Origin of the sequence: Paenibacillus violae (assembly GCF_032461945.1) — a bacterium.
Classification (GTDB): domain Bacteria; phylum Bacillota; class Bacilli; order Paenibacillales; family NBRC-103111; genus Paenibacillus_E; species Paenibacillus_E violae.
The window spans coordinates 536,465-550,434 of the sequence record NZ_JAWCUD010000001.1; the positions used below are offsets into that span (position 1 = coordinate 536,465).

The 13,970-nt window shown below is 49.3% G+C and carries 15 protein-coding genes and 1 pseudogene; 13 read left to right on the top strand and 3 right to left on the bottom strand.

Annotation, left to right across the window (positions count from 1 at the left end; translation table 11 throughout):
* The first annotated feature begins 19 nt into the window (after positions 1-19).
* Genes steA through RQP52_RS02170 form a run of 3 tightly spaced genes read left to right on the top strand, consistent with a single transcriptional unit; the run spans position 20 to position 2,768 of the window.
* Entirely contained in the window at positions 20-1,180 is a 1,161-nt protein-coding gene (gene steA, locus RQP52_RS02160) for a putative cytokinetic ring protein SteA (RefSeq protein ID WP_315949161.1), read from the top strand.
* The gene (locus tag RQP52_RS02165; protein WP_315949162.1) at positions 1,177-1,908 is read left to right on the top strand and encodes a glycosyltransferase family 2 protein; all 732 of its coding nucleotides are present in this window, start codon (positions 1,177-1,179) and stop codon (positions 1,906-1,908) included. The genes steA and RQP52_RS02165 overlap by 4 nt, the downstream gene beginning before the upstream one ends.
* Positions 1,878-2,768 (top strand): hypothetical protein, encoded by an 891-nt coding sequence (locus tag RQP52_RS02170; RefSeq protein ID WP_315949163.1) that lies wholly within the window; start codon positions 1,878-1,880, stop codon positions 2,766-2,768. Before RQP52_RS02165 ends, RQP52_RS02170 begins: the two co-directional genes overlap by 31 nt.
* Before the next feature lie 17 nt (positions 2,769-2,785).
* Here RQP52_RS02170 and RQP52_RS02175 read toward each other — a convergent pair whose 3' ends face one another.
* Positions 2,786-3,043, bottom strand: a complete 258-nt coding sequence (locus tag RQP52_RS02175; protein ID WP_315949164.1) for a DUF2627 domain-containing protein — start codon at positions 3,041-3,043, stop codon at positions 2,786-2,788.
* Positions 3,044-3,211: 168 nt separating this feature from the next.
* On the opposite strand from RQP52_RS02175, the gene lpdA reads away from it, so the two are divergent.
* From lpdA to RQP52_RS02195, 4 genes are all read left to right on the top strand, one after another.
* Positions 3,212-4,636 carry a dihydrolipoyl dehydrogenase gene (lpdA, locus tag RQP52_RS02180; RefSeq protein ID WP_315949165.1) on the top strand — a complete coding sequence of 475 codons (1,425 nt, stop codon included), beginning with the start codon at positions 3,212-3,214 and terminating at the stop codon, positions 4,634-4,636.
* A gap of 105 nt (positions 4,637-4,741) precedes the next feature.
* Positions 4,742-5,752, top strand: a complete 1,011-nt coding sequence (locus RQP52_RS02185; protein ID WP_127458221.1) for a thiamine pyrophosphate-dependent dehydrogenase E1 component subunit alpha — start codon at positions 4,742-4,744, stop codon at positions 5,750-5,752.
* 3 nt (positions 5,753-5,755) lie between these two features.
* On the top strand, positions 5,756-6,736 hold the full coding sequence (locus RQP52_RS02190) for an alpha-ketoacid dehydrogenase subunit beta (RefSeq protein ID WP_315949166.1): 981 nt from the start codon (positions 5,756-5,758) through the stop codon (positions 6,734-6,736).
* A 67-nt stretch (positions 6,737-6,803) separates the two neighbouring features.
* Positions 6,804-8,165, top strand: a complete 1,362-nt coding sequence (locus tag RQP52_RS02195) for a dihydrolipoamide acetyltransferase family protein (protein ID WP_315949167.1) — start codon at positions 6,804-6,806, stop codon at positions 8,163-8,165.
* Position 8,166: 1 nt separating this feature from the next.
* On the opposite strand, the gene prli42 is transcribed toward RQP52_RS02195, so the two are convergent.
* Complete coding sequence (gene prli42, locus RQP52_RS02200; RefSeq protein ID WP_307719957.1) at positions 8,167-8,271, bottom strand: stressosome-associated protein Prli42; 105 nt, start codon at positions 8,269-8,271, stop codon at positions 8,167-8,169.
* Positions 8,272-8,344: 73 nt separating this feature from the next.
* Between prli42 and RQP52_RS02205 the strand changes: the two genes are divergently transcribed.
* Both RQP52_RS02205 and RQP52_RS02210 read left to right on the top strand, forming a co-directional pair.
* Positions 8,345-9,475 carry a M20/M25/M40 family metallo-hydrolase gene (locus RQP52_RS02205; RefSeq protein ID WP_127458224.1) on the top strand — a complete coding sequence of 377 codons (1,131 nt, stop codon included), beginning with the start codon at positions 8,345-8,347 and terminating at the stop codon, positions 9,473-9,475.
* Between the two features lie 127 nt (positions 9,476-9,602).
* Positions 9,603-10,727, top strand: coding sequence for a DUF3866 family protein (locus RQP52_RS02210; protein ID WP_315949168.1), 1,125 nt, complete (start codon positions 9,603-9,605; stop codon positions 10,725-10,727).
* 34 nt (positions 10,728-10,761) lie between these two features.
* On the opposite strand, the pseudogene mciZ reads toward RQP52_RS02210, so the two are convergent.
* A pseudogene (gene mciZ / locus RQP52_RS02215) lies at positions 10,762-10,827 on the bottom strand (Z-ring formation inhibitor MciZ); the annotation flags it as partial.
* 96 nt (positions 10,828-10,923) lie between these two features.
* Here mciZ and RQP52_RS02220 point away from each other — a divergent pair.
* From RQP52_RS02220 to fur, 4 genes are all read left to right on the top strand, one after another.
* Complete coding sequence (locus tag RQP52_RS02220) at positions 10,924-11,478, top strand: NUDIX hydrolase (RefSeq protein ID WP_315949170.1); 555 nt, start codon at positions 10,924-10,926, stop codon at positions 11,476-11,478.
* Position 11,479: 1 nt separating this feature from the next.
* Positions 11,480-12,658 carry an endonuclease Q family protein gene (locus RQP52_RS02225; RefSeq protein WP_315949172.1) on the top strand — a complete coding sequence of 393 codons (1,179 nt, stop codon included), beginning with the start codon at positions 11,480-11,482 and terminating at the stop codon, positions 12,656-12,658.
* Positions 12,659-12,721: 63 nt separating this feature from the next.
* Complete coding sequence (gene spoIIM, locus RQP52_RS02230; RefSeq protein WP_309492296.1) at positions 12,722-13,363, top strand: stage II sporulation protein M; 642 nt, start codon at positions 12,722-12,724, stop codon at positions 13,361-13,363.
* A gap of 105 nt (positions 13,364-13,468) precedes the next feature.
* Entirely contained in the window at positions 13,469-13,954 is a 486-nt protein-coding gene (gene fur, locus RQP52_RS02235) for a ferric iron uptake transcriptional regulator (RefSeq protein WP_315949174.1), read from the top strand.
* The last annotated feature ends 16 nt before the right edge of the window (positions 13,955-13,970 follow it).

Genomic DNA, 13,970 nt, shown 5'->3' on the forward strand with positions numbered 1-13,970 from the left:
ATAGACGAAAGGAAAGTCGGTGTCTATTTTGAATTGGTCCTCGCTGTCATTGTTTTCTTCTAAGCCGCTGCCGCAGTGCAGAGGGAGAATTAGCGCAGGCGCGATCACGAAAGTATTGCTTCGTGATTTACCCCCTGGACGCATCGTCGTGCTCCAGCATCGTGACCTCGATGAAGTAGCCGCGCAAGAGCTTATCGATCAGAAAGTCAAGGCTGTCATTAATTGCGAGCTGACGATGAGCGGCAGGTACCCGACTCATGGTCCTCTTATGCTGCTTCAAGAACAAATCCCGATTTGGGAAGCAGATGCCGCTCAATTCCAAGCCTTCAAGACAAACTCGGAAATTACAATTTATGAGGATCGGATACTTTTAGAGGATCAAGTGATTCCTTGCAGCGCTTTTACACGTGAAAAATGGCTTAGTATGCAGCAGCAAGCGAATGAACGGACGACCCAGTTGATGGAGCATTTCATTGATAATACGCTAACCTACGCCAAACGTGAAATGCATGCGGTGATGGAGCCGCTGCCGCAGATTGCTATCCAAACGGACTTGGAAGATAAACATGTGTTGATCGTTTCTAGAGGAAAGGGATACAAGAAGGATCTGCTTGCTGCAAAAGCTTATATTGCTGAAGTAAAACCGGTGCTAATCGGGGTGGATGGTGGGGCGGACGCTCTTCTGGAGTGTGGTTACTTGCCTCATTTAATCGTTGGCGATATGGACAGCGTGACAGATAAAGCGCTATCCTGCGGCGCTGAAATCGTTGTTCATGCATATGCAGATGGATCTGCGCCGGGGCTTTCGCGAATCGAAGCATTGGGGCTGTCTGCCCATGTGCTTCCATGTTTTGGAACAAGCGAGGATATGGCGCTGTTGTTTGCTTATGAGAAAAGGTGTGAAGTGTTAGTCACAGTAGGCGCGCGCACGCATATGATTGATTTTCTGGAAAAAGGGAGAGCGGGCATGGGGAGCACGCTCCTGGTCAGAATGAAAGTCGGGGCGCGATTGGTCGACATCAAGAGCATAGGCATTTTATATAAGTCTCGTGGTTGGACGAAAGAGATTAGTTCTACTTTGTTTCTTTCCCTATTTTTTATCGCATTGAGTTTATTCCAATTGCATTGGATCGTGAAGCGGGTAGCCCATGTCGTATGGAAACTCGGAGGTGAAGGATGAAACCTTACTTATCCATTATCATTCCTGCTTGGAATGAGGAAGGAAGCATTGAACATACGCTTCGGCATCTGCAGGATCAAGCGGATCTGATGTACAATCCGGGAATGAGAATTGAAATTATCGTGGTGGATGATGGCAGCTGCGATAAAACGTATGAAGCCGCTTGGCCGTGGGTGGACAAGCTCATTAAGCATAAACGCCGCTGCGGGAAAGGGGCAGCCATGCAGTCAGGCGTCGCCGAAGCCAGAGGCGATCTGCTGCTCTTTCTGGACGCCGACCTGCGGGCTACGGCCGGGCGGGCGCTCGTTCTCATCGAGCCACTGCTGCGGCACGAAGCGGACATGGCGATCGCGAAGCTGCCGCCGCCACACACCAAAGCCGGCTTCGGCTTGGTGAAGGGCTTGGCCCGCCGCGGCATCCGCCGACTCAGCGGCTATGAGACCGAAGCTCCCTTGTCCGGCCAGCGCGCTGTGCGCGCGGATCGGCTGCGGGAGCTTGGGGAACTTCGGCGCGGCTTCGGCGTGGAAGTCGCGCTAACCATCGATGCGGCGCGGCGCGGCCTGCGCATCGTCGAGCTGGACGTGCCAATCACGCATCGGGAAACGGGGCGGGATTGGCACGGATTCATGCATCGCGGCAAGCAATTTGCCGCGGTCAGCTTGGCGCTGCTGTCTCGCTGGAAGGAGAGAAAGCAGCTATGGTATTCATCGGATCGATCCTCGATCTGATTGTGATTGCGGCAGCCGGGCGATGGCTGCTGCCGCATGTTCTGAGGTTCCTGGAGGGCCATAGTCAAGTTGAAACTAACTATGTCGGCCAGGTGGTCCCGCGTGGGTTGGGAGCGCTGCTGTGGCTGCTTCTATGGCTGCAGGAGCTTATCTTACAATTAACCAATCGCGTAATTGCCTATTGGCAGATAGGCCCATTGACGAGGTTGGAATCGGTTGAAACGAACCATCAGGTGTTTGTTTTTGCAGCTAGCCTCATTTTCCTGCTGGGTTGGACGGATGATTTAATCGGCAGCAAAGCCGTGAAAGGTTTAAAAGGTCATTATCGTTATTGGAAAGATACGAAAACTTTCTCCATGGGAGCCGTCAAGGCGCTGGGAATCGCCACGGCTGCGGGATGGCTGGCATTGTCGGCCGAAAACGAGCAAACCCCTATCTGGTGGATAGGGGGACAGATGCTTTTGCTTATGATGATGACGAATGCTTTGAACTTGCTTGATGTACGTCCAGGGCGTTCGCTGAAGTTTTTTTTCACAGGTGTAGTGGCTGTAGTGGTTGTGTCCTTATTGCTGGCTGGCGATAGCATTCCTCTCATATTTCCTATATGGCCAGTATGCCTAGGCGGTTATTTGGTCTATGGCATGGATGTTCGGGGCAGGGGCATGCTGGGGGACGCCGGAGCGAACCTGCTTGGGTTTACGCTTGGATATACCGTCATCATGACCCTTCCTTGGGAGATGCAAGGTCTGATTGTTATCGTGCTCATCTTGCTGCATAAACAGGCCGAAGTGAGCTCCATTACCGCTTTGATCGAGCGGAACCGATTCTTAAATTGGCTAGACCGTCTAGGCCGGACTTGAGAAATTGAGGGTCCGGTCTATTTGCGCCGTTTGGCTTTAAACCTAGGAGCCAGATAATTGCGTTTGCGGTCACGGAAGAACGTCCATCCGCCGATAAAAGCGACACCCAATAGAAAAAGAATAAGGCCTAGAATAAATTTCCCCCACAGCATGTGGCCGTCCGTGTCGAACTGTGCGAAAAAAGCGTCTTTCATGGAGAGAAATCCATAAGTTGCTGTCAAACCGGGAATAACGAGTAGAAGAATGGCGATAAATCGGTAAAATGGTGCTTTCATAGCTGCTCCTTACATCTAGGTATCATGGTATTTCTATCATCATACTCTGAAACGGTTTGCCTGTCTAATTCACAAATAAGACTATGATTTCCGATCCAAAAAAGGGTAATATAGTAGAGACTAGCGTATACATATGATGGTACAGAGTGCAATAGGAGGAATTATATAATGAGTGAACATAGATATGATGTTGTCGTTCTAGGCGGCGGGATCGGCGGTTACACGGCTGCTATCCGGGCTGCTCAGCTGGGGAAAACCGTGGCCGTTGTTGAAAGAGAGAAGCTAGGGGGCACTTGTTTGCACCAAGGCTGTATTCCAAGCAAAGCTCTGCTTCGCAGTGCCGAAGTGTATGCAACAATGAAAAAGAGTGAGGAATACGGGATCACCGCAGGTTCCCTTGAACTCAAGTTCGGGAATGTGCTTGCGCGCAAGCAGCGTATCGTTGATCAACTGCACCAAGGGCTGCAATTCCTGATGAAGAAAAATAAAATTACCGTTCATTACGGAAATGGACGCATCATCGGTCCTTCCATTTTCTCGCCACGCAGTGGAGCAGTATCGGTTGAGAAGGAAGACGGCGATATCGAAACACTGCTTTCGAGCAATTTGGTAATCGCGACCGGCTCCAAACCTCGCAGCTTGCCAGGACTTGAGATTGACGGCACACATATTATTACAAGTGAAGATGCGCTGAAGATGGATGAGCTTCCGAAGTCGATCATCATCATCGGAGGCGGCGTGATTGGTGTCGAGTGGGCTTCCATGCTGCGTGATTTCGGTGTTGAGGTAACAATCGTCGAATATGAGAAACGGTTGGTAAGTCTGGAAGACGGCGATATCTCCAAGGAGCTTGAGCGCTTGTTCAAAAAGCGCGGCATTAACTTGGTGACTGGCGCAAAAGTACTGCCTGACTCTGTGAAGATCGCGGAGGGTTCGGTCACTTTGCAAGCGGACAAGCAAGACGAGTTGATCGAGCTGCAAGCTGATAAAGTGCTTGTTTCTGTTGGCCGAGCTGCCAATATTGAGGGCATCGGACTTGAAAATACGGATATCAAAGTAGACAAAGGCGTCATTCGTGTAAATCGTTTTATGCAAACAACGGAATCCCACATTTATGCGGTCGGCGATGTGATTGGCGGGTTAATGCTGGCGCATATGGCAGGACATGAAGGGATTCTTGCTTCAGAACATATTGCAGGACAAACACCTCACGAGCTTCAGGCGCATCTGGTCCCAAAATGTACGTACACAAGACCTGAAATTGCCAGCGTAGGGTACACGGAGCAGCAAGCAATCGATCTTGGCCATCAAATAAAAGTGGGCAAATTCAGCTTTAAAGGGATCGGGAAAGCGCTCGTTTACGGCGATAGCGACGGCTTCGTGAAAGTGATTGCCGACAGTGTGACCAATGACATTCTCGGTGTGCATATGATCGGACCGCAGGTTACAAATTCCATTACCGAAGCGGCTTTGGCTCAGGTGCTGAACGCGACGCCTTGGGAAGTCGGACAAACGATTCATCCGCATCCTACTTTGTCCGAAGCTTTAGGCGAGGCTATGCTTGCTGTGGATGGAATTGCCATTAGCGGATAAAAAATTGTAATCATACGCATTTGCGTTTATAATAAGCTTATAGAGTCAAGTCTTAGGACCAGGTAATAAGAATAGCATCTAAATTATTTTAAGGAGGCAACCTCCATGTCCATTGGTCAGCTTTATAAGCATAGAACATTAGGGTTATCTGACGAAGTCGTTATTCGTATGTATAGAGTCATGTCTCTTGCGGCTAAATATGATGAACGTGCTTTTATGCTTCAACGTGCGGGCAAAATTCCTTTCCATGTTTCCGGAATGGGGCAATATGCAGGTCAAGTAGGGATGGCTTTCGCCATGGAAGCCAAGAAAGATTATTTCCTACCTTATTATCGTGATTATGCGTTTGTTCTTGCGGTTGGTATGACCGTGAAGGATCTTATGCTTGCTGTATTCTGTAAAGCAGAGGATGTTAATAGCGGCGGCAGACAGATGGCGGGTCATTTTGGTGACCGGAAAAATCATATCGTAACAGCATCTTCTCCTGTAACGACACAAGTCCCTCATGCTGCAGGTATCGCGCTTGCCGCCAAAATGAAAAAGCAAGATTTGGTTACTTACGTCTCTTTCGGAGAAGGCTCCAGCAATCAGGGGGATTTCCACGAAGGGTGTAACTTTGCTGGGGTACATAAACTGCCTGTCATTTTTGTTTGTGAAAATAATCAATACGCCATTTCGGTCCCCCTACATAAACAAGTAGCCGGGAAAATTTCAGATCGCGCACTGGGGTATGGTTTCCCGGGCGTTCAAGTTGACGGCAGCGATGTTTTGGAAATGTATCGTGTTACCAAGGAAGCCAGAGATCGCGCAGCTCGCGGAGAAGGTCCTACCTTGATCGAAATGATGTCCTATCGTCTGATGCCGCACTCCACTTCCGATGATGATATGCTGTATCGCACGAAAGAGGAAGTTGAGGAAAATCGTCAAAAAGACGGGATTGTCAAGTTCAAAGAATATTTAATGGAGTGCGGTCTATGGAGCGATGAGCAGGATCGTGAGCTTCAGGAAGAACTCAAGCAAGAGATTAACGAAGCTACGAAGTACGCGGATCAAGCTCCATATCCGAAGCCGGAAGATACGCTTCGCCACGTTTACGCAGAAGGAGATGACCACTAATTTATGGCAGTCATTACTTATTTGGAAGCTATCCGATCTGCGATGCAGGAGGAAATGCAAGGGGACGACAATGTTTTCGTCCTCGGTGAAGACGTTGGCAAAGGTGGTGTCTTGAACACCACCAAAGGGCTTCGCGATCTGTTTGGAGAAGATCGCGTGTTGGATACACCGCTGGCGGAATCCGCTATCGTCGGTGTAGCGATCGGTGCGGCTATGTACGGCATGAAGCCGATTGCCGAAATTCAATTCGCCGATTTCATCTTCCCGGCGACAAATCAAATTCTAAGCGAAGCGGCGAAAATTCGCTATCGCTCCAATAACGACTGGTCTTGCCCGATTGTGATTCGTGCGCCTTACGGGGCGACCGGCGCAGGCGCCTTGTACCATTCCCAATGTCCGGAATCGGTTTTCTTCGGCACGCCGGGTTTGAAAATCGTTGCGCCTTCCAATCCGTATGATGCGAAGGGATTGCTCAAGGCAGCGATACGTGATGCGGATCCCGTGCTGTTCTTCGAGCACAAGAAGGCGTATCTTGCGCTGTCCGCTGATGTGCCGGAAGAGGACTACATCGTGCCGATCGGCAAAGCTGACGTGAAGCGTCAAGGCACGGACATTACGGTCATCGCCTATGGGATGGTCGTGAATTTTGCGCTGCAAGCCGCTGAGGAGCTTGCGAAGGAAGGTATTTCTTGCCACGTGCTGGACTTGCGGACTTTGCAGCCTTTGGACAAAGAGGCGATTTTAGAAGCCGTGAGAAAGACGGGCAAGGTGCTCATCACGCATGAAGATAACAAAACAGGCGGCGTTGGCGCCGAAGTGTCCGCCATCATCGCCGAAGAACTGCTGTTTGAACTTGATGCACCGATCGCTCGACTTTGCGGGCCGGACGCACCGGCTGTGGGCAGCAACCCTCCCATGGAGAAGTTCTTCTTGCTCAATAGCGATAAGCTGAAGGAAGCTATGCGCCAGCTTGCCATGTTTTAATCGCTTTACAATTCCTTTGGTCTGATTTTATGCCATTGATCATTTCCTGAACTTAGGAGGTACACCCATGAATCAAACGAACGGTCGACTCACGGAGGTAACGGTACCGCATTTAGCGGAAAGCCTCGTTTCGGCTACAATCGGCAAATGGCTGAAAAAGCCAGGCGATTATATCGAGCAATATGACGTACTCTGTGAGCTTTTTACAGAGAAAGTAAATACAGAAATGCCTTCACCGATTGAAGGCACCTTAGTGAAAATTATTGTAGGCGACGGTGAAACAGCGGCTGTCGGCGAGGCGATTTGTTTGATCGAGGAGTCGGCAGGAGCAGCGGCTAGTTCGCCAGCTGCTGCGGAACTGGCTGGCAGCACGAGTGTGTTCGTGCCGGAAGAAGGCAGCGACCAAAGCATGCGCGGCCGTTACTCGCCGGCTGTTCAGCGTCTAGCCCAAGAGAACAACGTTGATTTATCACGCGTTCCTGGGACGGGGCTTGGGGGAAGAATCACGCGCAAGGATATCGAGCAGTTCGTCGCGGGCGGCGGCTCCAAATCAGCTCCTGCAGCTGCGGCTGTTCAGACGAATCAGCAAGCAGCGCCTGTAGCAAGCAGTGCGCCGGCTCCGCAAGTTGAGACGCAGCCTGCCAATCTGCCGGTGCGCAGCTCCGGCATCCATCTGTCTGCGAACCCGCAAACGCCGCTAATTGAAGCGGAAGGACATTCGCTCGACTCGCGCAATGAGCATTTCATCGATGTAACGCCAATTCGTAATGCCATTGCTACTCGCATGCGCCAAAGTGTGACGGAAATTCCGCATGCATGGACGATGATCGAAGTGGATGTGACGAATCTCGTCGTTCTGCGGAATAAAGTGAAGGACGACTTTATGCGCCGCGAGGGCATTAACTTAACCTATTTGGCTTTCATGATGAAGGCGGTCGTTAATGCGATTAAAGATTACCCGATTATCAACTCGGTATGGGCTGTAGATAAAATTATCGTGAAACGCGATATTAATATCTCTCTGTCCGTAGGGACGGAAGATTCGGTTATGACGCCAGTAATCAAGAAAGCGGATCAAAAGAATATCGCCGGACTGGCTAGAGAAATCGACGAATTGACGAAGAAGACGCGTGCCGGCAAGTTGTCCCTGAATGATATGGTTGGCGGGACGTTCACTGTAAACAACACAGGCTCCTTCGGTTCGATTCTGTCTTATCCGATCATTAACTACCCGCAAGCAGCCATTGTGACCTTCGAATCGATTGTGAAGAAGCCTGTCGTTATTCAAGATATGATCGCAGTCCGCTCTATGGTTAACCTGTGTCTGTCGCTTGATCACCGCATTCTGGATGGTGTAATCTGCGGTAGGTTCCTGCAGAGAGTCAAAGAAAATTTGGAAAGTTACAATGCCGATACAAAAATTTATTAAACTAGGAATCAAAAAATAATCCGGCAGTAAACAATATGCTGGATAGCAGCATGGTGATGAGCATTACGTAAATCACGACTTTAAACCAACGTCTATTCTGCAACATGAAGAGTCACTCCTTTATCGTAAAAGCTTGTACCGTATTATTGTAACCCATAGTGAGTATCGGAGGAAAGTACATGATTCAGCAAAACCGTTTAGTGGAAGAATTCATATCGCTCGTTCAAGTAGACAGTGAAACACGCTTTGAGCAAGAAATTTGTGTGGTTCTGAAAGAGAAGTTCAGTCAATTAGGCTTAAAAGTCGTTGAAGATGATTCGATGGCAAAAAGCGGTCACGGATCGGGCAATTTGATCTGTACATTGGAAGCGACGGACAGCAATGCCGCAATCCCGACGATTTTCTTTACATCGCACATGGATACCGTTGCTCCTGGTAAAGGCATCAAGCCGCAAATTGGCGAAGATGGTTACATCCGCAGCGATGGGACTACGATCCTGGGCAGTGACGACAAAGCGGGCATCGCAGCAATGCTTGAAGGTATTCAAGTGCTTAAAGAGCAAAACATTCCTCATGGCCGTATTCAATTCGTTATTACAGCAGGGGAAGAAAGCGGTCTGAAAGGCGCTCGTGCCATGGATCGCAGCATGATGGAAGCAGAGTTCGGCTTCGCGTTGGATTCCAATGGCAGCATCGGTGATATTGCTACTGCAGCTCCGGGCCGTGCGGAAATCGAGATCATTTTCCATGGCAAATCAGCGCACGCAGGCGTTAATCCGGAAGATGGCATCAGTGCCATCCAAGTTGCCTCCAAGGCTGTTTCGCGTATGTCGCTTGGTCGCATTGACAGTGAAACAACGGCGAATATCGGCAGTTTCTCCGGTGTAGGTCCACTTAACGTGGTATGCGATAAAGTGAAGATGGAAGCGGAAGCTCGCAGCATCGTGCAGCATAAGCTGGAAGCGCAAATCGCTGCGATGAAAGAAGCTTGTGAATCCGCAGCGGCAGATGCAGGAACGACTTGCGAGTTTAACGCAGACATCGTTTATGCTTCTTACATGCATGATGACTCTGCCCCTATCGTTCAGCTTACGTCCAGAGCGTTGTCAACGCTTGGATTGACGGCTCGCACGTTCCACTCCGGCGGCGGCAGCGATGCGAACATCTTTAACGGCATGGGGATTCCAACGGTGAATCTTGCCGTCGGTTACCACGAAATTCATACGACCAAAGAGCATATCGCTATTAGCGATCTGGTCAAAACGGCTGAATTGGTCGTTGCTCTTGTGAAAGAAGCTGCAAAAGTTTAATTGTTTGTCTAACCGATTAGTTGATGCCAAATGTTGGCTCTCTAGTCGGTTTTTTTGATAATAAGCTTAACTCTGCGTTAAGCCACATATGCTGCAAAGAGGAACGAGCCGAAAGGGGGATATTTGGATGCTGAGGCGGGCAGAAGGCAAGGTAAGCGCGGTTATTTCCGTTAGGGAAGGGCTGCAGGTCGTCCGTGTTATCATGCGGCATAGCGGCAAGGAGGAGCGCGCTGTCCATTATACCGATAGTTCACCGCCGCTTCGTCCCGGTGATGTGGTTGTTCTGAATGTAACGGCTGAGGAGCTTGGACTAGGCTCAGGAGGTTATCACATCGTCCTGCCTGCTGACGCAATAAGCAGCGATCTCTCTGCTGCTGAACATCTATCCGACGGACATATTATGAAACTCAAATACACCCCGTTACAGCGGAGTGTGCTTGCTGTGGAGGAAGAGATCAGCAGGTTTCATCCTCTTTTTCAAAAAGAGCAAACCCTGGAGGGGATGCCTGTCTTGCTTGGGGAATTACATAGCATGCTTCCTGTGGTGCTCTGTTGGCTTCGATACCGTGAACAGCAACCGGATCAACCGGTTAAAATGACGAGGAACGCAGCCTACATCATGACGGATGGCGGCGCACTCCCATTTGCCTGGAGTCAGCATATCGCACAACTGGAAGCTTTGGGATGGCTTCAAAATACAATTACGTATGGTCAGGCTTACGGTGGAAAGCTGGAGGCAGTAAACAAATTTAGCGCGTTGATTGCGGCTAAACATGCTGCCAAAGCGGACATATGTCTCGTAACGATGGGACCTGGAATTGTCGGTACAGGTACACGGTACGGCTATTCCGGTATCGAAGTCGGTGAGCTCGTTAATGCCGTATACGCCTTAGGCGGGACACCAATTGTGATACCGCGCCTTTCCTTTGCCGATGAGCGGCCACGGCATCGAGGGATTAGCCACCATACGCTAACGGCTTTGGAGCTTGCTGCGAGATGTCCGGCTATCGTGCCTTTCCCGCAATGTATTGCAGAGGAATATGCGATAATTCAAGAGCAGCTGAACCGTTTGGAGATGCATCGAATAAGGATGATGCCATCTGTATCGGCGGAGCAAATCGCGGAGTCCTTACGCCCATATCCGCTGCCGATTACCTCGATGGGAAGGGGATTACGGCAGGATCCTGTTTATTTCCAAGGTGTTTGCGCTGCGGTTGATTGTGCAATCCAGCTGCATAATCAATCAACGTGACGTTCGGCCCGCCTTGCTGCACCATGAGTTCAAGCTGATGTTTGACTTCCCAGGCTTTTCCCACCAAACGAATTTGTTTTTCCGCGATATAGCTCTTCATATCGATCTTCCTCTTTTCCGGTTGAAATTTGATATAATGATCGATATGCAAAAGTAGGACAAGTTATACCATTTTAGAAATTGACGAGGTGTCCAAATGACCGTACATAAGAAATTCGAAGAAGTTACTGTACAAACGGAGTCCATTTATAAAGGCAGAATCATATCACTTCAGGTAGACACCGTTACACTGCCAAATGGGGAAACGGCAACGAGAGAAATCGTGAAGCACCCAGGTGCCGTAGCGGTCATTCCATTAATTGGGGATAAAATGATCGTCGTGGAGCAGTATCGAAAACCATTGGAGAAAAGCCAGGTTGAAATCCCGGCGGGCAAGCTGGATGCAGGGGAAGAACCGTTGAAGGCGGCTATACGCGAGTTGGAAGAAGAAACGGGATATCGGTCTGACAACGTAAGGTTGGTGAGCTCCTTTTATACATCCCCGGGATTTGCGGATGAAATTATCCATCTCTATATCGCGGAAGATTTGGTCAAAGGAGACGCCAATCCGGATGAGGATGAATTTCTGGAGTGTGAAGCCATTACGCTGGAGCAAGCTCAAGCGTATATGCGGGAAGGGCGTATCAGCGATGCCAAAACCATTATGGCTGTCTATGCTTGGCAGCTATACAAGTTAACGGGCCAGATCTAGGATGAAATCTTATTACGCAGACCTTCATATTCATATTGGACGAACCGAGAGCGGCCAAGCTGTGAAGATAAGCGCCGCGAATAACCTGACCTTTTTCAATATTGCCCATGAAGCGGCCGTCCGCAAAGGGATGGAGATCATTGGCATCATCGACTGCCATTCGCCATCCGTGCAAAACGACATCCTGACCTATTTGGATCGTGGTGAGATGGCAGAACTGGAAGGTGGAGGTATCAGGTACCGGGATACAACCGTCATGCTGGGAAGTGAGATTGAAGTAAGGGAACCAGGCATGGGGCCAGCACATTTGTTAGCGTATATGCCCAATCTTGAGGTCATGCAGGGATTTACAAACTGGATGAAGGGGCATATGAAAAATGTAGAGCTCAGCTCACAGCGAATATATGTGCCTGCGCGAGTATTGCAGGAGGAGGTGCTAGGCAGAGGGGGAATCCTGATTCCCGCTCATATTTTCACACCTCACAAAAGCGTATACGGCAGCGCAACGAGCAGGATGGAAAATCTGCTTGATCTGCAAGGTATCTCCGCTGTGGAGCTTGGACTAAGCGCCGATTCGGAGATGGCTGGACTGATTTCTGAGCTCGATCCTTTTACATTTATAACCAATTCAGATGCGCATTCGCTGGGTAAAATCGGGCGTGAATATAACGAGATACAGCTAGCTGCGCCTACCTATGATGAGCTCGTTAAGGCGCTTCATCGCCTGGAAGGGCGTAGCGTGGTCGCAAATTACGGACTGAATCCCCGGTTGGGAAAATATCACCGCACCTATTGCTCCTTATGTGAAGCCGTGTTGGATGAGCAAGAGGGCACCGTAGAGCGCTGCGCAGATTGTGGCAGCAATAAGATCGTCCGAGGCGTTATGGATCGCATACTGGATTTGGCGGATCGCGAAGAGCCGTATCTGCCACCTTACAGGCCGGCGTATCATTTTCAAGTCCCACTGGAGTTTATCCCTGGGCTTGGTCCTAAGAAATTGAATCAATTGCTTCACCGTTTCGGAACGGAGATGAATGTGCTGCATCGCACGACGCACGAAGAGCTGGTTAGTGAAGTTGGTGAAGAAATAGCCGCTTACCTTGTCGGTGCGCGTGAAGGTACGCTTTCGTTGGAGGTTGGCGGAGGCGGAAGATATGGCAAAGTGAAAAATCGTTCATAGTTTCCAGGTCTCGCTCATAAGCTTGTCTTTGTAGAGGTTGTACACACGGGAGGAGCTGCGAGAGTGAATAGGAACCTAACGATGAAACAATATATGAAGGACAATCTGCCGCTATTTATATTCGTCTCCGTACTCTTTCTCATTGGTGTTGTGTTCGGTGCCGTGATGGTTAATGCGCTTTCCTTGGAACAAAAGCAGGAGATGACGCGTCATTTGGGAAGTTTTTTCCATGAAATTAATGATGGCGGCGAATTTGACAGCAGGCAGTCGTTCGTTCAATCTTTTGGCATGCACATGAAGTGGATTTTACTGATCTGGTTGTTTGGGCTGTCCGTGATTGGCCTTCCGCTTATCCTTGTGCTGGATTTCCTAAAGGGTGTGTTGATTGGCTTTACAGTTGGCTATCTGGTCGGTCAAATGTCTTGGAAAGGCATGTTGTTCGCGCTGGTTTCTGTAGCTCCGCAAAATTTGATCGTCATTCCGGCGATTCTCTTCTGTAGTGTTGCAGCGATGTCTTTTTCCATTTATATGATTAAAAATAGGTTTATGAGCCGCAATGGCAACATGTACCAACCCTTCATGCGATTCACAACTTTGACGTTGCTAATGGGTGTTTTCCTTCTTGGGGCAGCACTTTGGGAGGGCTATGTTTCGCAATTGATGATGAAATGGGTCACGCCGATGCTGGTTCCGCTCTATGGATGACAGAAAACAACATGTTTCTGTTTGACTTTGTCAGTAAGCTCCCCCTATAATGAAAAGAGTGGCTAAAATTGGGCTTGGATGCCCACCTTTCTGAGGGGGAGGCATATGGAAGCAAGGATTGAGAAAATTAAGCAGCAGTTGCAATCCCAAGGGTACAAGCTTACCCCTCAACGGGAAGCGACTGTGCGTGTACTATTAGAAAATGAACAAGATCATCTAAGTGCCGAAGACGTGTTTATGCTTGTGAAGGATAAAGCTCCGGAAATCGGTCTGGCAACCGTGTACCGAACATTAGAGCTTCTGAGTGAGCTGCATGTCTTGGAGAAAATGAATTTTGGCGATGGCGTAGCTCGTTATGATTTGCGCGATGACAGCACACGTCACCATCACCATCACTTAATCTGCGTTCAATGCGGGACCGTGGATGAAATTATGGAAGACTGGCTCGGGCCTTTAGAAGAAAGGCTGGATAAGGATTTTCATTTTCAAGTATTGGATCATCGACTAGATTTTCAAGGTATATGCTATCGCTGTAACGAACGAGGGAAACCGGACTCATTGGACAAATCCAAAAATAACAGCACGGAATAGAGCTGTTCATACAAAG

Excerpts from the sequence above, each read along its gene's own strand:
- RQP52_RS02165 (WP_315949162.1), top strand. The coding sequence starts at position 1,177 with ATGAAACCTTACTTATCCATTATCATTCCTGCTTGGAATGAGGAAGGA.
- RQP52_RS02170 (WP_315949163.1), top strand. The coding sequence starts at position 1,878 with ATGGTATTCATCGGATCGATCCTCGATCTGATTGTGATTGCGGCAGCC.
- RQP52_RS02175 (WP_315949164.1), bottom strand. The coding sequence starts at position 3,043 with ATGAAAGCACCATTTTACCGATTTATCGCCATTCTTCTACTCGTTATT.
- lpdA (WP_315949165.1), top strand. The coding sequence starts at position 3,212 with ATGAGTGAACATAGATATGATGTTGTCGTTCTAGGCGGCGGGATCGGC.
- RQP52_RS02185 (WP_127458221.1), top strand. The coding sequence starts at position 4,742 with ATGTCCATTGGTCAGCTTTATAAGCATAGAACATTAGGGTTATCTGAC.
- RQP52_RS02190 (WP_315949166.1), top strand. The coding sequence starts at position 5,756 with ATGGCAGTCATTACTTATTTGGAAGCTATCCGATCTGCGATGCAGGAG.
- RQP52_RS02195 (WP_315949167.1), top strand. The coding sequence starts at position 6,804 with ATGAATCAAACGAACGGTCGACTCACGGAGGTAACGGTACCGCATTTA.
- prli42 (WP_307719957.1), bottom strand. The coding sequence starts at position 8,271 with ATGTTGCAGAATAGACGTTGGTTTAAAGTCGTGATTTACGTAATGCTC.
- RQP52_RS02205 (WP_127458224.1), top strand. The coding sequence starts at position 8,345 with ATGATTCAGCAAAACCGTTTAGTGGAAGAATTCATATCGCTCGTTCAA.
- RQP52_RS02210 (WP_315949168.1), top strand. The coding sequence starts at position 9,603 with ATGCTGAGGCGGGCAGAAGGCAAGGTAAGCGCGGTTATTTCCGTTAGG.
- RQP52_RS02220 (WP_315949170.1), top strand. The coding sequence starts at position 10,924 with ATGACCGTACATAAGAAATTCGAAGAAGTTACTGTACAAACGGAGTCC.
- RQP52_RS02225 (WP_315949172.1), top strand. The coding sequence starts at position 11,480 with ATGAAATCTTATTACGCAGACCTTCATATTCATATTGGACGAACCGAG.
- fur (WP_315949174.1), top strand. The coding sequence starts at position 13,469 with ATGGAAGCAAGGATTGAGAAAATTAAGCAGCAGTTGCAATCCCAAGGG.